The organism is Actinobacillus equuli, assembly GCF_900636745.1.
Taxonomy (GTDB): Bacteria; Pseudomonadota; Gammaproteobacteria; order Enterobacterales; family Pasteurellaceae; genus Actinobacillus; species Actinobacillus equuli.
In genome coordinates this window covers 425150-445189 of sequence record NZ_LR134310.1, presented here as the reverse complement: position 1 = coordinate 445189, position 20040 = coordinate 425150, and the positions used below count along the sequence as shown (strand labels likewise).

Genomic DNA, 20040 nt, shown 5'->3' with positions numbered 1-20040 from the left:
TCTTTGTCTTCTCCTATGAATTCAGACTTAATTTCTATTCAGCAATGTTCCGAACAAGAACGTTTCTCTTATATTTATCAACAACAGCAACAGGCGAGTAATCCTTTGGAATTACTTGCCGTGCTAAAGTTATACGATGATTTTTTAGGGGATTTCCCTCAGTCTATTCTCGCATACCACAATCGTTCCGATGTATTAAAGCATTTAGGCTTTTATGATTTAGCACTCAAAGATGCGGAGAAAACGCTTGAACTTGCACCGGATTTTGCCATGGCATGGTGTAATAAGGCGTTTATTCTAAACACCTTAGGACGTTATGAAGAAGGTTGGAAAGCTTATGAATGGCGATGGAAAACCGCTGTGGAAACCTTTCAAGACACTGGATGGCCGATTCCTCGTTGGCAAGGTGAGGATATTGGTCAAGCCAAGCTTTTGGTTTATGCAGAACAGGGCTTTGGCGATAATATTCAATTTGTGCGTTATGCCTTAGAGGCGAAAAAGCGAGGCTTGAATATTGTGGTGGTGAATCATCAGCCCTTAGAAAATTTGCTGAATGCCAATTTAGCGCAATATGGAATTGCCACATCAAAAAATGGTGAGGCGATTAGCGGACTGAAATATTATGTTTCAATGATGAGCCTACCGCATTATTTCGGTACAAGATTGGATAATATTCCTTATGCGGAAGGTTATTTATTGCCCGAAACCGATCACTTTATAAAATGGCAACAGAAAATAAGTGCTTGCGATTCCGCTAAAAGACTTAAAATTGGCGTGGTATGGGCGGGCTCGCCTAAACATCACCGCAATGCGATACGAAGTTTGCAATTTGAACAGTTCTTACCGTTATTTGAATTTGATGCGGAATTTCATTGCTTGCAAAAAGTAGTGAATGAGGCCGATTACAAGCGGTCGGAAAAGCTCAAAAATTTGCATTTTTGGCAAGATGATTTAACGGATTTTTCCGATACGGCGGCATTGATTGCTCAACTTGATTTAGTGATTAGCGTAGATACTTCAGTGGCACATTTAGCGGCAGCGATGGGCAAACCGACTTGGGTTTTAATCAGTTATCACCCCGATTTTCGTTGGTTATTGGCAAGAGAGGATAGCCCATGGTATCAGAGTGTACGCCTATTTCGTCAGGGCTTTGATTTTGACTGGCAACCGGTGATCACTAGAGTACAACAACAATTGGAACAACAATATGGCTGAAATGACGTTTGAACAATATCTCGCTTTATTGGTGGAAGAGCAGGACAGTGCTGCGACGCCATTTGAATGGTTAGCGGTTTTAAGAAAATACGATGAAATAATCCGCTTATTACCGGACAAAGCGGTGCTATATCACAATCGTTGTACGGTATTACAAAACTTGGGACTTTACCAATTAGCGTTAAAAGATGCGAATAAAGCGGTTGAACTTGCGCCAAATTATGCGATTGCTTGGTGTAATAAAGCGATGTTACATAACTTGTTAGGTGATTATCTGCAAGGCTGGCAAGCTTACGAATGGCGTTGGCAAACCGGTTTGCCTGCTTTTGAACCGCTGGAAATTAATATTCCGCAATGGCGAGGGGAAAATATCGGTGATGCTAAAATCTTGTTTCACGTAGAACAAGGATTCGGCGATAATATTCAGTTTGTACGTTATGCCTTGGAAATGAAACGTCAAGGCTTAAATGTGGTGGTGCTTAATCATAGCGGCATTGAAAATTTACTCAATTATAATTTAGCGCAATACGGCATTGAGACAATGCAAAACGGTGGACGAATTTCAGGGCTGGCATACCATTTGCCGATGTTAAGTGCGCCTTTAGTATTTGGCAGTACACTTGAAAATATTCCTTATTCAAGCGGTTATTTACAAGCACAACCGGAGTTTCTTGCAAAATGGCACACAAAAATAACCGCTTGTAGTTCGCTAAAACGTTTGAAAATCGGTGTGGTTTGGGCGGGATCGGCAAAACATAATCGGAATGCTTCCCGCAGTTTGCCCTTTGAGCTGTTTTCACAGTTGTTTGCGTTAGATGCTGATTTCCATTGTTTGCAAAAAGAGCTAAACGAAGCGGATTACAAGCGGTCTGATTTATTCGAAAATTTGCATATTTGGCAGCAAGATATTGGTGATTTTTCAGATACCGCCGCATTAATTGCCCAAATGGATCTTGTGATCAGCGTTGATACGTCTGTCGCCCATTTGGCTGCCGCAATGGGCAAACCGACTTGGATTATGTTAAGTTATCACCCGGATTTTCGCTGGTTGTTAACTCGTCAAGATAGTCCGTGGTATGACAGTGTGAAACTTTTTCGCCAAGAGGCTAGTCTTAATTGGCAATCTGTGATAAAAAATATCCAACAACAATTACAACAAATTCTCAAGGAAAATACATGAATAAGCCTACAATCCAAGTTGCAGCCGGCATTATCCGCAATGAATTTGGACAGATTTATTTAACCCAAAGACTTGAAGGACAAGATTTTGCACAAGCATTGGAGTTTCCCGGTGGTAAAGTGGATACGGGAGAAACACCGGAAGAGGCATTAAAGCGTGAGTTGGAAGAGGAAATCGGGATTCACGTGTTAAGTGCTTTCCCTTATGAGTCGTTCCGTTTTGATTATCCGACCAAAGTGATTGAGTTTTTCTTCTATTTAGTGGAAGAATGGGTTGGTGAACCGTTTGGACGTGAAGGTCAAGAAGGCTTTTGGGTTGCTCAAGCTGATTTGGATGAGAGCGAATTTCCGCCGGCAAATAGCCGTTTAATCCAACGTTTAAAATCAGAAGCTTAACAGTACGGAGCATTTCATTTGAGATGCTCTTTTTTATTGCCTAAAAATCAGACGAAAGCGGTTGCTTTTGCATAAAATTTTGCAAAAGTAACTTGAAAGCGGAGAATTTGCCCCAATGTTGGTGATCGTTGCACGCAATTCAGCGTGCGAAATTTTTTACAGACTAATAGAAGGAAACATACAATGACTCTTCGTCCATTACACGATAAAGTAATTTTAAAACGTGAAGAAGTAGAAACACGTTCGGCAGGCGGTATCGTTTTAACCGGCTCAGCGGCAACAAAATCTACTCGCGGTAAAGTAATTGCGGTTGGTACAGGTCGTTTGTTAGATAATGGTTCTGTACAAGCATTAGCGGTAAAAGTTGGTGATGTCGTTATCTTCAACGAAGGTTATGGTGTGAAATCAGAAAAAATTGACGGTGAAGAAGTGTTAATTCTTTCTGAAAACGATATTTTAGCAATCGTAGAGTAGTGATAAGCGGTCAGTTTTCACTAATTTTTTGCAAATTGAATAAATAATTTATAGGAAGAAAAAATGGCAGCAAAAGACGTTAAATTCGGCAATGACGCACGCATTAAAATGCTTAAAGGCGTGAATATTTTAGCAGATGCGGTAAAAGTAACTTTAGGTCCTAAAGGCCGTAACGTTGTGTTAGATAAAGCATACGGTGCGCCGACAATCACTAAAGACGGTGTGTCAGTAGCACGTGAGATCGAATTAGAAGATAAATTCGAAAATATGGGCGCACAAATGGTAAAAGAAGTGGCGTCAAAAGCAAACGATGCAGCCGGTGACGGTACGACAACTGCAACTGTTCTTGCTCAAGCAATCGTAAACGAAGGTTTAAAAGCAGTAGCGGCAGGTATGAATCCGATGGATTTAAAACGTGGTATCGATAAAGCGGTTGTAGCGGTAGTAGAAGAATTAAAAGCGATTTCTAAACCGTGCGAAACCTCAAAAGAGATTGAGCAAGTAGGTACTATTTCGGCCAACTCTGATGAAACTGTGGGTAAATTAATTGCGCAAGCAATGGAAAAAGTAGGTAAAGAAGGCGTTATCACTGTTGAAGACGGTACAGGTTTAGATGATGCATTAGATGTGGTAGAAGGTATGCAATTTGACCGTGGTTACCTTTCTCCATACTTCATCAACAAACCGGAAGCAGGTACGGTTGAATTAGAAAACCCATACATTATTTTAGTCGATAAAAAAATCAGCAACATTCGTGAAATTTTACCGGTATTAGAAGCGGTAGCAAAAGCGGGTAAACCGTTATTAATTGTTGCAGAAGATATCGAAGGCGAAGCGTTAGCAACATTAGTTGTAAATACAATGCGTGGTATCGTGAAAGTGGCTGCGGTAAAAGCACCGGGCTTTGGCGATCGTCGTAAAGCAATGTTACAAGATATTGCGATCTTAACCGCAGGTACTGTGATTTCAGAAGAAATCGGTATGGAACTTGAGAAAGCGACACTTGAAGAATTAGGTCAAGCAAAACGTGTTGTGATCACCAAAGACAATACAACTATTATTGATGGTATCGGTGATGAAGCACAAATCAAAGCACGTGTAGCACAAATTCGCCAACAAATTGAAGATTCAACATCAGATTACGATAAAGAGAAACTTCAAGAACGTGTTGCAAAATTAGCCGGCGGTGTTGCGGTAATCAAAGTAGGTGCGGCAACCGAAGTTGCGATGAAAGAGAAAAAAGATCGTGTTGATGATGCGTTACACGCAACTCGTGCGGCAGTTGAAGAAGGTATCGTACCGGGAGGTGGTGTTGCATTAGTGCGTGCTGCTTCTAAAGTGGCTGCAACCTTAACAGGCGATAACGAAGAGCAAAATGTCGGTATTAAACTTGCGCTTCGTGCGATGGAAGCGCCACTTCGCCAAATCGTTACTAACGCAGGCGAAGAAGCTTCAGTTGTTGCTCGTAATGTGAAAGATGGTAACGGTAACTACGGTTATAATGCGGGTACGGAACAGTATGGCGATATGCTTGAGATGGGGATTTTAGATCCGACTAAAGTAACTCGTTCAGCATTACAATTCGCGGCATCAATCGCAGGTTTAATGATTACTACAGAATGTATGATTACCGATTTGCCGAAAGATGAAAAATTAGATCCGGCAGCTGCAATGGGCGGCATGGGTGGTATGGGCGGAATGATGTAATTCATCCCTCCAGCTGACGTAAAAAAACTCTGGGAAAATTTCCCAGAGTTTTTTTACGCCTTACAAGCAGTCAAATTTTCTGATTTTTTTACAAATTAAAAGCAATAAAAAAACCGAGCATCTTTTTAGTAATTAATGCTCGGTTAAATAATTCAGGGCTAAACGATTAATGTTTTTGTTTCAGTGTGTTTAAAGCGGTTAAACCTTTATTACAACTTTTTTGTTGCATTTCAGTTTCCATTTTTAGGATTTGTTGTCTTGTAGAAGATAACTTACTTTTCATTTTAGCAACTTGGGTATGTGTACCGGGTTGTTTTTCCGCATCGGAAACAAGTTTATCTGCAACACTAAACATTCTTTGGCATTGTGTTGGCAATCTTTGATTTACAGAAGGTTTTGCCATAGAAAGTGAAGAAGTTTTCACCTCTGCCATCGCTGTTTGTGCTGTGAATGCCAGTATGAAGCTAGCGAAAGTTGAAATAAGAACTTTTTTTAACATTATGGTTTTACCTTTTTCAATTATAGTTAAAAGCTATCGTTTGACACATGGTTTGGATTTTTTCGATTATAACAAACAAGAAATAAAAGTCATTATTAAATAGCAAATTTTTTGGATCTTTTCGATCATTTTATTTGACCAATATCAAAACTAATCATAAAAGTGTAGAAAGGCATACTTCATAAAAGGTAGGGATGCTAAAGAAAAGTTATAAAAATATGAGTGAAAATAATCTAACTTTTAACATTGTTTCAAAGTTTTGGCTAGAAATGTGATCGATGTAACAAATCGACTATTTTTAATTTATTAAATTCAAGGTAGAATGGAATGTAGATTCTAAAAAAGCATATACCTATTTGTGGTTATATGGTTGTTTTAGGTCAAAATTTTGTTGGGGTGATTATTCGTATTCAGAATAATCTATAAATAAATTTTATTATACTTTATAAGAGGTCTGAGATGTTAGACGTTGTTGAACTCTCGCGTTTGCAGTTTGCTTTAACTGCACTCTATCACTTCTTATTTGTGCCGTTAACATTAGGTCTTTCTTTCGTTCTCGTTGTAATGGAAACACTTTATGTAACGACAGGAAAAGAAGTCTATAAAGATATGACTAAATTCTGGGGTAAGTTATTCGGTATTAACTTTGCCCTTGGCGTAACAACTGGTATTACGATGGAATTCCAGTTTGGTATGAACTGGTCATATTATTCTCACTATGTGGGCGATATCTTTGGTGCTCCATTAGCAATTGAAGGCTTAATGGCGTTCTTCTTAGAGTCAACTTTCATTGGTTTATTCTTCTTCGGTTGGGATCGTTTATCAAAAGGTAAACATTTACTTGCGACTTATGCGGTTGCGTTCGGTTCTAACTTCTCAGCGTTATGGATCCTTGTTGCGAATGGTTGGATGCAGAATCCGGTTGGTTCTGAATTTAACTTCGAAACAATGCGAATGGAACTTGTAAGTTTCTCTGATCTCGTATTAAACCCAGTGACACAATCTAAATTCTTACATACGGTAACAGCAGGTTATACTTGTGGTGCGGTATTTGTATTAGGTATTAGTGCTTACTATATCTTAAAAGGTCAGGATCTCGGTTTTGCAAAACGTTCATTCTCAGTAGGCGCAAGCTTTGGTTTAATGGCGATTCTTGCCGTATTAATTATGGGTGATGAATCTGGTTACGAAATCGGTAAAGCACAGCCTACTAAATTAGCTGCAATGGAAGGTGAGTTTGAAACTCAACCTGCTCCAGCGGCATGGAATGCTTTTGTAATTCCTAATACCGCTGAAATGAAAAATGAATTCTCAATTCATATTCCATATATGGCAGGTATTATTGCAACACGTTCTTTTGATACTGAAATTAAAGGTTTAAAAGATATTCGTGCAATCAACGAACAACGTGTTCGTACCGGTATTCAAGCATATGCGTTACTCGAAAAATTACGTGCGGGTAACTATACTGCAGAAGAAAAAGAAGCATTCAAAGCAGTACAAAAAGACTTAGGTTTCGGCTTATTACTTAAACAATATACACCGAATGTAGTTGATGCAACTGAAGAGCAAATCCAAAAAGCTGCGGCAAGCACCATTCCTAATGTTGGCCCAACATTCTGGGCATTCCGAGTAATGATGGCTTCTGGTGGTTTGATGCTTCTATTAATTGGTTTCGCATTCTTCCAAAACGTACGTGGTACCGTTGGCAAAAGCCGTTTATTCTTAAGAGCAATGTTATGGGGTATTCCTCTTCCATGGATTGCAATTGAGTCTGGTTGGTTCTTAGCAGAGTATGGTCGTCAACCTTGGGCAATTTATGAAGTATTACCGACAGGCGTATCTAATTCTGCATTAACGACGACAGATCTTTGGATCTCAATCGGTTTACTTTGCGGCTTATATACTATCTTCCTCGTGGTTGAGATGTATTTAATGTTTAAATATGGCAGACTTGGTCCAAGTGCATTAAAGACTGGTCGTTATCATTTTGAACAATCTACAAAATAATAGGAGTGTACAATGATCGATTATGAAATTCTCCGCTTTATTTGGTGGATTCTGATTGTCGTATTGCTAATCGGCTTTGCGATTACAGACGGTTTTGATATGGGCGTATTAACATTATTACCGGTGATTGGTAAAAGTAATGTTGAACGTCGAGTAATGATTAATACCATTGCTCCGCACTGGGATGGTAACCAAGTATGGTTATTAACAGCTGGTGGTGCGATCTTTGCGGCATGGCCTACGGTTTATGCGACATCATTCTCCGGTTTCTATTTAGCGATGATTCTAGTGCTAGCGGCGTTATTTTTCCGCCCGGTAGGTTTTGAATATCGTGCTAAAGTAGATAGCCCGAAATGGCGTAATGCTTGGGACTGGGGTTTATTTGTCGGTGGTTTTGTTCCGTCATTAATTTTCGGTGTTGCATTCGGTAATTTATTACAAGGCGTACCATTCGAATTTAATAACCTTAACCAAGTAGTATATACAGGTTCATTCTTCGGTTTATTAAATCCGTTCGCATTATTATGTGGTGTAGTAAGCTTAATGATGTTAACTACACAAGGTGCGACATGGTTACAAATGAAAACGACCGGTGATTTACGTAACCGTGCGAGAGCAACCGCTCAAGTTACTGCGGCAGTCGTATTAGTTGCGTTTGTATTAGCGGGTGTTTGGTTATCGTTTAAAGATGGCTTTGTGATCACAAGCGATTTAGACCACAATGCACAATCATTCTTAACTAATAAAACAGTTGCGGTTGAAAGTGCAGCATGGTTCAGAAATTTTGCTGAGATGCCGGTATTATGGGTTGTTCCTGCATTAGCGGTATTAGGTGCATTGTTAACGATTGTTGCTTCTAAAGTGAATCGTTCCGGCTTAGCATTCTTCTCATCATCAATTATGCTTGTTGGGGTTATTGTTACTGCAGCTGTATCTATGTTCCCATTCATTATGCCGTCAATTTCTCACCCGGAAATGAGCTTAACGGTTTGGGATTCAACAGCAAGTCAATATACATTAACAGTAATGTTAGTTGTTGCGTGTATCTTTGTGCCTTTAGTATTAGCTTATACTATTTGGTCATATATCAAAATGTATGGTCGCTTAGATGCTAAATACTTAGAAGATAACAAAGCAAGTGCATACTAAGGAGATAAACAGATGTTTTATGTAACTTGGGTATTAGGCGTTTTACTTGCGATTCTTTTTGCAACGGTAATTACTGTTAGCATTGAGAAAACAGGCAAATTTGACGAATAGGATTATAGTGAATGATTCATTCGTTCTATAATTTAACAAGAAAGGGCTGGCTAAAGGCCCTTTCTTTTATTCTTGCAGGTGTGCTATTTGCAATGATATTGCTGAATGCAAATCTATTTGCCCAGCATTTTGGTAGGCATATCCCTTATTTAGCGATATTAGCCTTCTATGGCATGGCTATTTTGTGGATTCATGGAATTGGCTTTGAAATTCAAAGTGCGATTTGGCGTCTAGTCTTTTTACCTATAACAGGCTATTTAATTGTCATTAGTTCATTGAGTTATTTAATTTCATTAAGATAGGCGTAAGATTTCTTACGCTTTTTTATTAATTTTTTTATAAAAAATATTTTCATTTCCCTATTGCACAACCATTTTTCTCTCTCTAAAATAGCACGCAATTTACGCCTAATTTTTGGGCGTTTTTCATTTTGACGAATATTGGAATACAAATGAATTTCCCGATTAGAGTTTATTATGAAGATACGGATGCCGGAGGCGTGGTTTACCATGCGAATTACATCTGTTTTTTTGAGCGTGCACGCACAGAGTATTTACGCCAAGTAGGTTTCTCTCAGCAACAATTATTGGCCGGCTCATTTGCTTTTGTCGTAAAAAAATTAGAAATTGATTATAAAATTCCTGCTCGTTTAGATGATTTACTCAGAGTCGAAACAGTCGTAACTGAGTTAAAAAAAGCAACGATTGTATTTCAACAACAATTATGGCGTGATGATATTTGTTTAAGTGAAGCAAAAGTCACCGTTGCAAGTGTTGATTTAACAAAAATGAAGCCTGTGGCGATCCCTGATGAGATATGTCAGGCACTACAAGCGGTCTAATTTTTTAAACAAATTACTTATTCGGAGTTCTATTAAATGGAAACTGATTTTAACCTTGTTTCGCTGTTTATGCAGGCAAGTATTGTTGTTAAGATTGTTATTTTAATCTTAATCACGTTCTCAATTTTATCTTGGGCTGTCATTATTCAACGTAGCCGTATTTTAACCGCGGCAAAGAAAGATGCGTTAGCGTTTGAAAATAAATTCTGGTCAGGTGAAGATTTACATCGCTTACATGAAGGTTTAGAAAATCGTCGTGATGGCTTAACCGGTTCAGAGCAAATTTTCTATGCTGGTTTTAAAGAGTATATGCGTTTACAGCAAGTAAACTCGGATGCGCCTGAAGCGACCATGAAAGGTTCTAGCCGAGCGATGAACTTAGCGTTAAACCGTGAAATTGAAAATTTAGAAAGCTACATTCCATTTTTAGGAACAGTAGGTTCAATCAGTCCTTATATCGGTTTATTCGGTACGGTATGGGGGATTATGCACTCATTTATGGGCTTAAGTGCAGTAAAACAGGCAACCTTACAATCAGTTGCTCCGGGTATTGCGGAAGCTTTGATTGCAACAGCAATCGGCTTATTCGCTGCAATTCCAGCAGTTATGGCATACAATCGTTTAAGTTTACGTGTAAATAAACTAGAACAAGATTATGCTAATTTTATTGATGAATTTACTACTATTTTACATCGCCAAGCATTTTCTAAAAAATAAGCGAGTAGTAAAAAATTCACGAGATCTGACCGCTTAATATGGTCAGATCTTTTATTCACTAATGTATAAGAGGAAAATATGTCTTACCGTCGTAAACGTAATGACATTAAATCTGAAATCAATATCGTGCCATTTTTGGACGTATTGCTTGTACTATTACTTATCTTCATGGCAACCGCACCGGTTATCAGCCAAAGCGTTGAGGTTAATTTACCAGAAGATAAACATAGTCAATCGGTATCTAATGAAGATAAAACGCCCGTCATTTTGCAAGTTGCGGATGTCGGTTTATATAAATTAAAAATTGACGGTAACTTTGTACAAGGGAGTAGCGGACAGGAAGCGTTAGGTGAGCAAGAAGTTGTTGCGTATGCCGGTGAAGCATTCCAGAAAGATCCGAATACTCTTTTCCTTGTGGCGGCAGAGAAAGATATTCCTTATGAAGAAGTTATCAAAGGAATTGTTCTTTTAAAAGATGCGGGTATTAAAAATGCTGGGTTAATGACCCAAGGCAAATAGTAATAAGGATAACGTGTGAAATCTAAAGACGACAGACTAGAACTGGCGGTTATAGTTTCAGTCCTATTACATGCATTGTTGATTGGATTGCTTCTACTCGGTTCATTTTTTACTAAGACTACGCTAGAAGAAGCAGCTGGTGGTAGCGGTGGTACAGGTGAAGAGTTTGAAGCTGTTATGGTTGATACTGGGCAGGTTGCTGCCGAGTACGGACGCTTAAAATCAGACAAAAAAGGCAGTGCACAGCCGAAGGTGGCGGAACAAGAAAAACCAAAACCTGAAGAAGTAGTAGAAGAACCGACGCCTCAAGAAATTGCTGAAGAACAAGCAAAAGAGCAGCAACGTGTTGCAATGATTGAAGAACGCAAAAAACAAGAAGAGCAACGTGAAGAGGAACAGCGCCAAAAAGCTGAGCAGCAACGTCAGCAAGAGATTGCAAAGCAAGAGCAGCTTAAAAAAGAGCAAGCGGAAGAAGCTACTCGTAAAAAAGCAGCGGAAGCGGCACGCTTAAGAGCTGAAGCGGAGGCTAGAAACTTAGAAGCGGCAGCAAAAGCAGCTGAAGAAGAGAAGAAAGCAAAAGAAGCTCAGAAAAAAGCGGAACAGCAGAAAAAACTTGAAGAGCAAAAACAGGCCGAGAAAGAAGCAAAATTAAAAGCGGAAAAAGAGGCTAAAGAAAAAGCTGAAAAAGAAGCGAAACTAAAAGCGGAAAAAGAAGCCAAAGTTAAAGCAGAGAAAGAAGCTAAAGAAAAAGCTGAAAAGGAAGCGAAACTAAAAGCGGAGAAAGAAGCTAAGGCTAAAGCCGAAAAAGAAGCTAAAGCGAAAGCAGCCGCAGAAGCGAAGGCTAAAGCAGATGCAGCAGCCAAGGCAGCTCAAGCCAAAAATAATAAAGCCCTTGATGATTTCTTAAGTGGTGGAGATATTGGTGGTGGTTCGAGTAAAGGCGGTAATAAAAATACTGCAGGTTCACAAGGTAATGGTAACTCGAAAGGTATCGGTGACGGAAAAGGCGTAGCTGATACAGGTTATGCACAGCTAATTAAGAAAAAATTGGCGCGAACCTATCGTGTTGATCCAAGCTTTAGTGGGCGAGAATGCCAAGTGAAAATTTCGATTGATCCGGCAGGTAATATCACAAGCCATCAAGTATTATCCGGTCCGGATGATATTTGTCGAGCGGCAGTAGCGGCAATTACCTCGGCAAGAAATGTTCCGAGAGCTCCAAATGAAGAGACTTATAATAAATATAAATCTCCAATTATTAAGTTTGGTTTAAAAGTGTTATAACAACCAAGAGGTTAACAATGAAATTAAAATCTCGTTTTACGAGTGTTATCAGTGTTATCGCCCTCTTTTTTAGCAATGCAGTAACGGCTGAATCAGATGTGGTGATTTCTGTTGATGAAGGTGTAAGTATGGCGCAACCTATTGCGGTTGTTCCATTTAAAGCGAATGGTGGTGTACCTGCCGATGTAGGACAAATCATTTCGGACGATTTACGTAATAGCGGTAAGTTTACACCGATTGAACGAGCGAAGTTACCGGCTCAACCGGGTTCAGTTGCAGAAGTTAATTCGCAACAATGGACGGATATTGGTGTTGATAGCGTGGTTGTAGGACAAGTGACACCTACCGGTGGCGGTTATAATGTTGCTTATCAATTAGTTGATACATTAAGTAATCCGGCAGCCGTTTTGGCGCAAGGTTCATTTAATGTACCAGCGGCACAAATTCGTCAAGGTGCGCATACGGTAAGTGACCAGGTATTTGAAAAAATTACGCAAATTCGTGGTGCTTTCAGAACAAAAATTGCGTACGTTGTACAACGTGGTGTATCATCTTACGAATTACGTGTTTCAGACTATGACGGTTATAATGCCTTCACTGTTGTGAAAAGTAGAGAACCGTTAATGTCGCCGGAATGGTCTCCGGACGGTAGCCGTTTAGCTTATGTAACGTTTGAAAATAAAAAAGCACAGGTTGTTGTGCATGATTTACGTTCAGGCTCTCGTCGTGTTGTAGCGGCATTACGTGGGCATAACGGTGCACCGGCATTTTCTCCGGATGGTTCTCGTATTGCATTCGCATCGAACCAAGACGGTGAGTTAGACATTTATGTTGTTAGTGCAAATGGTGGTAAACCATCAAAATTAACTGCTAATGCAGGTAATAATACAGAACCAAGTTGGTCTCCGGATGGAAGTACGATTTACTTCACTTCAGACCGTGCTGGTTCTCCACAAGTGTATAGAATGAGTTCATCAGGTGGCGGCGCGAGCCCAATGGGTGGAAGCGGTAGTTATAATGCTAAAGTTTCATCTGATGGTAAGAATTTAATCATGATTGCTGGTGATAAGGTTGTGAAACGCGATCTCGCTTCGGGTGGCACGGAAGTATTGAGTTCAACTTTCTTAGACGAGAGTCCAAGCATTTCGCCAAATGGTATTATGGTTATTTATAGCTCTACCAAAGGTACGAGCAAAGTGCTACAATTGGTGTCCGCAGATGGCCGTTTCAAAGCTAACTTGCCGGGAGCAGGTGGACAATTTAAGTTTCCTGCTTGGTCACCGTATTTGACTAAATAATAAAATTCTTTTTAGGAGCAACAAATGAAAAAACTAGCTAAAGTATTGATGATTGCGGCACCAGCATTCGTATTAGCAGCTTGCAGCAGCTCATCAGACAATGCTAACGCAAACGCAGGTCAATTCGGCGGTATGACTGCTGAAGACTTACAAACTCGTTACAACACTGTATACTTCGGTTTCGACAGCTATGCAGTTGAAGGTGAGTACCAACAACTTTTAGATGCACACGCTGCATACTTAACATCAGCAAACGGTAAAGTAACAGTTGCTGGTCACGCTGACGAACGTGGTACTCCAGAGTACAACATCGCGTTAGGTCAACGTCGTGCAGACGCAGTTAAAAACTACTTAGCAACTAAAGGTGCTAACCAAGTTTCAACTGTTTCTTACGGTGAAGAAAAACCAGCTGTGTTAGGTCACACAGAAGCTGACTACGCTAAAAACCGTCGTGCAGTATTAGAATACTAATTTGTAGCCTAATTACTAAAGACAAAAATAAAGCCCTGATTTTTCAGGGCTTTATTTCATTCTAAGATCATAAGCGGTGTAATTCTCGCGCTTTTTTGCAAAAGCTAAATAAATTTTGTATTTTATTATTTAGTACCTTCCTCTTTGTTTTTTAGATTTAATCCCCATAATTACTTTTCACTCTGAAATAATTATCCGTATATGAATAATGTTCTCTCGAAAGATAATTAGTTCTGTAAGATAAAGATTTAATTCTATTTTAAGTATTTTAAGCTAAAATAACTGTTTAACGATATTCGTCTGGGAATTAAACAAGGACAACAAATGCAATTTATCGGAAAAATTATTGGATTCTTCTTAGGCTATCAAATCTTTCATAGCTTTTTTGGTGGACTATTAGGGGTTTTTATCGGTCACCTTGCGGATAAGAAGCTTTATGAATTAGGTTCGGTTCGCTCAACCATTTTTGGCAAAAACTTAACACGTCAATCACTTTTCACTCAGACGACATTTGCCGTATTAGGACATATTGCGAAAGCGAAAGGGCGTGTAACGGAAGATGATATTCATTTAGCTCGTCAGTTGATGAGTCGTCTTAAATTAGATACGAACGCGCAACAACTGGCACAACAAGCATTTACGTTAGGTAAAGAGGCTGATTTTCCGTTACGACAAGTGATTCAGGAATTCAGAGAAGCTTGCGGCCAGCGTGCCGATTTATTACGCTTTTTTGTGGAAGTTCAGATGCAGGCCGCTTTACACGACGGGCAATTAGATGCGAATGAACAGCAAATTCTATTTACAATTGCCGAAACCATGGGGATGAGCCGTTTCCAATTTGAGCGTATGATTGCGATGGTCATGGCGGCACAGCAATTTAGAAACGGTGGCTTTTATCAAGAGCAATATCAGCAAGGTGGCGCTTATCAGCAATCGCAAGGCGGATATGGTGGCTATCGACAAACGAATAGCAGTGCGCCGAGCATTGATGCCGCTTATAAAGTTTTAGGTGTCACCGCAAATGACGACCAAACCGCCGTAAAACGTGCTTACCGTAAATTGATGAACGAACATCATCCTGATAAGTTAGCTGCAAAGGGTTTACCGGACGAGATGATGGAATTAGCAAAAGAGAAAGCACAGCAAATTCAAGCGGCTTACGATTTAATCTGTAAAGTAAAAGGGTGGAAATAATGGAACAGCGCTCACATATAATTCCGCTGTTTTTAGCGATTGTGATTACCGCAATTGCGATATGGTCGGGGATCGCTCCGTCAGATCGTGCGGTTTGGTATGCTGAAGTAATGCCGATTTTTATTGTATTCGGGTTACTGATTTTGACATATCCTAAATTTCAATTTAGCGGTTTAGCCTATATCTTAATGTCCTTATGGATGATTATGCATTTAATCGGTGCCAAATATACCTTTGCCAATGTGCCTTTTGAATGGGCGAATCAGTTTCTTAGCCCGATTTTAGGCGAAGATCGTAACCATTTTGATAGAGTGGCACACTACATTATCGGCTTTTATAGTTTCCCGATGGCGGAATGGTTATTACGCCGCCGTAAATGCGGATTAGGTGTTGCAATATTTTTTTCGTTATTCTTTATTATGGCGGTTGCCGCAAGTTATGAAATTATCGAATGGCAATATGCGGTGATAGAGGGTGGTAATGCGGGCATCGAGTTTTTAGGCTCACAAGGTGACATCTGGGACGCACAAAAAGATATGTTAGCCGATACTTTAGGGGCAATTACCGCACTTATTATTTATCTGATTGCCCGTCCGGACTTACGGATTCGTTCCCACTTTTACGAATAGTATTAACCATTTCAAGCGGTCATTTTTGGTAAAATTTTTGCAAAAATCGACCGCTTTCTTTTTAAATCGAATAAGTAAAATAATTGAATAATGAATACGATACCTAAAGTTATTTTAGCGCCGATGCAAGGCGTATTAGATCCTTTTGTTCGCAAATTACTGACGGCAGTAAATGATTACGATCTATGTATTTCCGAATTTGTGCGAGTGGTGGATCAAAAATTGCCGAAGAAAGCATTTTATCGTCTTGCGCCTGAATTGTTGCAAGGCGGTTTAACCGATTCGGGTACGCCTGTGCGAGTGCAGTTGTTGGGGCAACATCCGCAATGGTTGGCAGAAAATGCGCAGTTGGCGATTGAGTTGGGCTCGCACGGAGTAGATTTGAATTGCGGCTGTCCGTCTAAAACGGTAAACGGCAGTAATGGCGGGGCATCATTGCTAAAAGATCCGGATTTGATTTATCGTGCAATCAAAGCAATGCGAGAAGCGGTTCCACAGGATCAGATCGTTTCGGTGAAAGTACGTTTGGGCTGGGATTCGGCAGATCAATGTTTTGAAATTGCTGATGCGGTGGTACAAGGCGGTGCAGATGAAATTACCGTACACGGTCGTACCAAACAAGACGGCTATCGAGCGGAACGAATTAATTGGCAGGCAATCGGCGAAATTCAAAAACGCCTTTCGATTCCTGTGATTGCCAATGGCGAAATCTGGGATTTTGAATCTGCAAAAAATTGCCAAAATACGACCGCTTGTTCGAGTTTAATGATCGGGCGAGGTGCATTAAACACGCCGAACCTCAGCCGAGTGGTGAAATTTAATCAGCCTAAAATGGCATGGAATGAAGTACTGCAATTGCTGTTTCAATATGTAAATATGGAAAATGAGCATGATTCGGGCTTTTATCATGTTGCACGTATCAAGCAATGGCTACATTATTTGGATAAAGAATATCCGGAAGCGAAAGATTTGTTCCAAATACTTAAAACGGAACACGGCTATGACGGGCTAAAAGCGCATATTGAACGAGCGGTAAATCAAGAGATTTAACAATAGGGTTTTAACCACGGAAAACACAGAATACACAGAAAAGGCTGTGAGTGTATTCCGTGGTTAATTGAAAAGAGAAAACAATGAAAAAACAAATATTTAGTGAGCAAGAAGTCACAACAGAACAGCAATTTGTGGCGAAACAGGAGTTTGAAGCTTCGGAAGATATTCAAATTGAAGAGGAATATCAAGAGGTTGAGGCGGAATTAATTGTTGAAGAAAGCCTAAAGCCGTCGCGTTTTTGGGTAAGAGTATTACTGTTTGCGTTGGGATTGTTTAGCATTGCCGTGATTGTACAAAGTGTACAATGGTTGATTGACACTTTCCAAGCTCGTCAATGGATTTATTTTGCTTTTGCAATTGTGTTTGCCTTAATCAGTTTAACCGGCGTGGTTACGATTATCGGCGAATGGCGTAAGTTAGTTTTTTTACGTCATCATCAGCAACAACAGCAAGTAAGCGAGCAATTACTTTTAGAAGAACTCTCAACGACAAGCGGTGAAAAAGCGGTGAATTTTTGCAATGAGGTCGTAGCGAATTTAAAAAATGTGCCAAGCGTACAACATTCGCAACAACGCTGGCAAAGCCAATTAAATGAGGCTTACAATGCAAAAGAAGTGCTTTACCTATTTAGTGAAACGGTGCTCACACCGCTTGATAAGCAAGTGAAAAGAATGATTTCAAAAAGTGCGACTGAAAATGCGGTGATTGTGGCGGTTAGCCCGTTAGCTGTGGTTGATGTGCTGATGGTCGCATGGCGAAATATTGCGTTGGTCAATAAAATTAGCAAAACCTACGGTATGCAATTAGGTTATTTCAGCCGTTTGAAATTATTCAAAATGGTATTAACCAATATGGTGTTTGCCGGTGCAACTGAAGTGGTGAGCGATGTTGGTATGGAATTCTTCTCACAGAATCTAACCGCTAAACTTTCGTTACGTGCCGCACAGGGCATTGGTGTAGGTTTGCTCACTGCAAGATTAGGCATTAAAGCGATGGAATTTTGTCGTCCGGTTGCTTTCCAAGCGGGCGAAAAACCGAAACTTTCTGCCATTCGCCAACAATTATTAACTTCGGTTAAAAACACGATTTTTGCGAAAGCGGAAGAAAAAGTGAGTGAGAAGGTATAGATATTTCGTGGCTTAGTGTTTTAATCGCCACGGAATGTATGGAAATGAAAATAAGCGGTAGGATTTGCAAAAAAAGTTGCAAATCCTACCGCTTGTTATTTGGAATTTCCAGCCCTAGCGGAGCTGAACTATGCTTAACCTAGTACGGCTTTGCCGTGCTAGGATTTCAGAAATATGCCAAGGAAGCAGAATTAGCTGAGCAATGCCTCAAGCTGTTCTTGGCAGTCCAGCCATTCCATTTCAATTTCTTCAACGGCTTTTTTCGCTTCGATTTGCTTCGCGAGTGTTTCGGTAAGTTGCGCTTTATTTTCCGCTTCATAGATCTCGCTTGAAGCCAGTAGTGCTTCGAGTTGATTTAGCTTTTCACTCGCTTTTTCAAGATCTTTCTCTAACTGTGTGATCTTTTTGCGTAACGGTGCGGTTTGTTGGCGTAACTCCGCCTCTAAACGTTTCTGCTCCTTGCGATTTGCGGCGCTATTATCTGCTTTTTCCTCTGCACAAGCGGTCGAATTTCCTGAATTTTTTGCAGCTTCAAGCGCATTTTGTTCGTTTAGCCATTTTTGGTAATCATCCAGATCGCCTTTGAATTCTTCCACTTTTTTATCATGTACCAGATAAAATTCATTCACCGTACTACGCAATAAATGACGATCGTGCGAAACCACTACTAGCGAGCCTTCATAGTAAGTGAGCGCATCGGTGAGTGCCTGACGCATTTCTAAATCTAAATGGTTGGTCGGTTCGTCCAACAACAGTAAATTTGGGCGTTGCCATACGATTAGTGCTAACACCAAACGGGCTTTTTCCCCACCGGAAAACGAGCCGACATTTTGTTTCACTTTATCGCCTTTAAAATCAAAGCCGCCTAAATAATTACGTACTTCTTGTTCGGTTAGTTCCGGCGCAATTTTCTGTAAATGCCATAATGGGCTTTCATCAAAGCGTAGCGTATCCACTTGATGTTGAGCGAAATAACCTAATTGCACACCTTTGGCTAATTGAATATGTCCTGTTTGTGGTGCTAATTCGCCGGCGAGTAATTTAATCAGCGTGGATTTACCTGCACCGTTTCGACCAAGTAAACCGATACGTGAGCCGGGCACTAAATTTAGCTTAACCGATTCTAAAATAGTTTTGTCACCGTAACCTGCGCTGGCTTTTTCCATCATTAATAATGGGCTTGGTAATGCAAGTGGCGGACGGAATTCAAATTCAAACGGGCTATCCGCATAAGCCGGCGCAATCAGTTCCATTTTTTCCAACGCTTTGATACGGCTTTGTGCCTGTTTCGCTTTGGTTGCTTTGGCTTTAAAACGGTCGATAAAGCTTTGTAAATGAGCAACTTTACGTTGCTGTTGTGCATAAGCGGCATTTTGTTGTGAGATTTTGGTGGCACGCTGAATTTCAAACGAGGTGTAGTTACCGGTGTAATCATTTAATTGCTGATTTTCGATATGAATCACGCGATCAATTATCGGATCAAGAAAATCTCGGTCATGGGAAATTAGCAATAGCGTACCACGATAATTGGTCAGCCATTTTTCCAGCCAAATCACCGCATCTAAATCCAAGTGGTTAGTCGGTTCATCAAGTAGCAGCAAATCAGAACGGCAGATCAGCGCTTGCGCTAAATTCAAACGCATACGCCAACCGCCCGAGAATGATTTTACCGGTAAAGCAAGTTGTTCGTTAGCGAAGCCCAAACCGTTTAACAACGTTGCTGCACGGGCTTGAATCGTCCATGCGTCAATCGTATCCAGCTGGGTGTGAATCATGGCAATTTGATTGCCGTTATTTTCTTGATTAGCTTTCTCTAATTGGCTCATTAACTCGGTATATTCACGATCGCCTTGGATTACATAATCTAATGCGGAAATTTCAAGCGCCGGTGTTTCTTGATTTACCCAAGAAATCGCCCAGTTTTTCGGCAGAGAAACATCGCCGCCTTCCGGTTGTAATTCGCCTTTAACTAAAGCGAAAAGTGAAGATTTACCACAGCCGTTTTTACCGACCAGTCCAACTTTTTGACCGGTATGAATGGTGACGGATGTATTTTCTAAAAGGACGGATTGTCCACGTTTTAAGATAAGATCGGTGAAAAAAATCATTATAAATGCTTGGTTTATGTTAAAATTTTGCCGTTATTCTAACATAAATAGAGGAAGCT

At 40.2% G+C, this 20040-nt stretch carries 21 protein-coding genes; 19 read left to right on the top strand and 2 right to left on the bottom strand.

Annotation, left to right across the window (positions count from 1 at the left end; translation table 11 throughout):
- The first annotated feature begins 15 nt into the window (after positions 1-15).
- The 5 genes from EL121_RS02010 (at position 16) to groL (ending at position 4971) form a co-directional block, all read left to right on the top strand.
- Complete coding sequence (locus tag EL121_RS02010) at positions 16-1215, top strand: tetratricopeptide repeat protein (protein ID WP_039197303.1); 1200 nt, start codon at positions 16-18, stop codon at positions 1213-1215.
- A complete protein-coding gene (locus EL121_RS02005) occupies positions 1208-2395 on the top strand; it encodes a glycosyltransferase (RefSeq protein WP_039197301.1) in 1188 nt (395 codons plus the stop codon). The genes EL121_RS02010 and EL121_RS02005 overlap by 8 nt, the downstream gene beginning before the upstream one ends.
- Positions 2392-2790 carry an 8-oxo-dGTP diphosphatase MutT gene (mutT, locus tag EL121_RS02000; RefSeq protein WP_014991833.1) on the top strand — a complete coding sequence of 133 codons (399 nt, stop codon included), beginning with the start codon at positions 2392-2394 and terminating at the stop codon, positions 2788-2790. Before EL121_RS02005 ends, mutT begins: the two co-directional genes overlap by 4 nt.
- A gap of 183 nt (positions 2791-2973) precedes the next feature.
- Positions 2974-3264: a co-chaperone GroES gene (locus EL121_RS01995; RefSeq protein WP_039197299.1), complete on the top strand. Its 291-nt coding sequence runs from the start codon at positions 2974-2976 to the stop codon at positions 3262-3264.
- Between the two features lie 63 nt (positions 3265-3327).
- Positions 3328-4971, top strand: coding sequence for a chaperonin GroEL (gene groL, locus EL121_RS01990; RefSeq protein WP_018652056.1), 1644 nt, complete (start codon positions 3328-3330; stop codon positions 4969-4971).
- Between the two features lie 166 nt (positions 4972-5137).
- Here the strand turns inward: groL and EL121_RS01985 are convergent, their stop codons facing one another.
- Positions 5138-5470, bottom strand: coding sequence for a DUF5339 domain-containing protein (locus tag EL121_RS01985; RefSeq protein WP_039197296.1), 333 nt, complete (start codon positions 5468-5470; stop codon positions 5138-5140).
- 459 nt (positions 5471-5929) lie between these two features.
- On the opposite strand from EL121_RS01985, the gene EL121_RS01980 reads away from it, so the two are divergent.
- From EL121_RS01980 to EL121_RS01915, 14 genes are all read left to right on the top strand, one after another.
- The gene (locus tag EL121_RS01980) at positions 5930-7480 is read left to right on the top strand and encodes a cytochrome ubiquinol oxidase subunit I (RefSeq protein ID WP_039197294.1); all 1551 of its coding nucleotides are present in this window, start codon (positions 5930-5932) and stop codon (positions 7478-7480) included.
- Between the two features lie 12 nt (positions 7481-7492).
- The gene (gene cydB / locus EL121_RS01975; protein WP_039197292.1) at positions 7493-8629 is read left to right on the top strand and encodes a cytochrome d ubiquinol oxidase subunit II; all 1137 of its coding nucleotides are present in this window, start codon (positions 7493-7495) and stop codon (positions 8627-8629) included.
- 12 nt (positions 8630-8641) lie between these two features.
- The gene (locus EL121_RS01970; protein ID WP_005619000.1) at positions 8642-8740 is read left to right on the top strand and encodes a CydX/CbdX family cytochrome bd oxidase small subunit; all 99 of its coding nucleotides are present in this window, start codon (positions 8642-8644) and stop codon (positions 8738-8740) included.
- 11 nt (positions 8741-8751) lie between these two features.
- Positions 8752-9042 carry a cyd operon protein YbgE gene (ybgE, locus tag EL121_RS01965; RefSeq protein WP_039197291.1) on the top strand — a complete coding sequence of 97 codons (291 nt, stop codon included), beginning with the start codon at positions 8752-8754 and terminating at the stop codon, positions 9040-9042.
- Between the two features lie 149 nt (positions 9043-9191).
- The gene (ybgC, locus tag EL121_RS01960; protein ID WP_039197289.1) at positions 9192-9581 is read left to right on the top strand and encodes a tol-pal system-associated acyl-CoA thioesterase; all 390 of its coding nucleotides are present in this window, start codon (positions 9192-9194) and stop codon (positions 9579-9581) included.
- A gap of 36 nt (positions 9582-9617) precedes the next feature.
- A complete protein-coding gene (gene tolQ / locus EL121_RS01955) occupies positions 9618-10298 on the top strand; it encodes a protein TolQ (RefSeq protein WP_039197288.1) in 681 nt (226 codons plus the stop codon).
- 78 nt (positions 10299-10376) lie between these two features.
- Positions 10377-10817 carry a colicin uptake protein TolR gene (gene tolR / locus EL121_RS01950; protein WP_018652049.1) on the top strand — a complete coding sequence of 147 codons (441 nt, stop codon included), beginning with the start codon at positions 10377-10379 and terminating at the stop codon, positions 10815-10817.
- A gap of 15 nt (positions 10818-10832) precedes the next feature.
- Positions 10833-12101 carry a cell envelope integrity protein TolA gene (gene tolA / locus EL121_RS01945; RefSeq protein ID WP_081978363.1) on the top strand — a complete coding sequence of 423 codons (1269 nt, stop codon included), beginning with the start codon at positions 10833-10835 and terminating at the stop codon, positions 12099-12101.
- 17 nt (positions 12102-12118) lie between these two features.
- The gene (gene tolB / locus EL121_RS01940; protein WP_039197286.1) at positions 12119-13399 is read left to right on the top strand and encodes a Tol-Pal system beta propeller repeat protein TolB; all 1281 of its coding nucleotides are present in this window, start codon (positions 12119-12121) and stop codon (positions 13397-13399) included.
- 24 nt (positions 13400-13423) lie between these two features.
- On the top strand, positions 13424-13870 hold the full coding sequence (pal, locus tag EL121_RS01935; protein ID WP_039197283.1) for a peptidoglycan-associated lipoprotein Pal: 447 nt from the start codon (positions 13424-13426) through the stop codon (positions 13868-13870).
- A 324-nt stretch (positions 13871-14194) separates the two neighbouring features.
- Complete coding sequence (gene djlA, locus EL121_RS01930) at positions 14195-15064, top strand: co-chaperone DjlA (protein ID WP_039197282.1); 870 nt, start codon at positions 14195-14197, stop codon at positions 15062-15064.
- Complete coding sequence (locus EL121_RS01925; RefSeq protein ID WP_039197280.1) at positions 15064-15693, top strand: DUF2238 domain-containing protein; 630 nt, start codon at positions 15064-15066, stop codon at positions 15691-15693. Before djlA ends, EL121_RS01925 begins: the two co-directional genes overlap by 1 nt.
- A 90-nt stretch (positions 15694-15783) precedes the next feature.
- Complete coding sequence (dusC, locus tag EL121_RS01920) at positions 15784-16743, top strand: tRNA dihydrouridine(16) synthase DusC (protein ID WP_039197278.1); 960 nt, start codon at positions 15784-15786, stop codon at positions 16741-16743.
- Positions 16744-16826: 83 nt separating this feature from the next.
- Positions 16827-17873, top strand: coding sequence for a YcjF family protein (locus tag EL121_RS01915; protein WP_039197276.1), 1047 nt, complete (start codon positions 16827-16829; stop codon positions 17871-17873).
- Between the two features lie 191 nt (positions 17874-18064).
- On the opposite strand, the gene EL121_RS01910 is transcribed toward EL121_RS01915, so the two are convergent.
- Complete coding sequence (locus tag EL121_RS01910) at positions 18065-19981, bottom strand: ABC transporter ATP-binding protein (protein ID WP_039197274.1); 1917 nt, start codon at positions 19979-19981, stop codon at positions 18065-18067.
- Positions 19982-20040 lie beyond the last annotated feature (59 nt).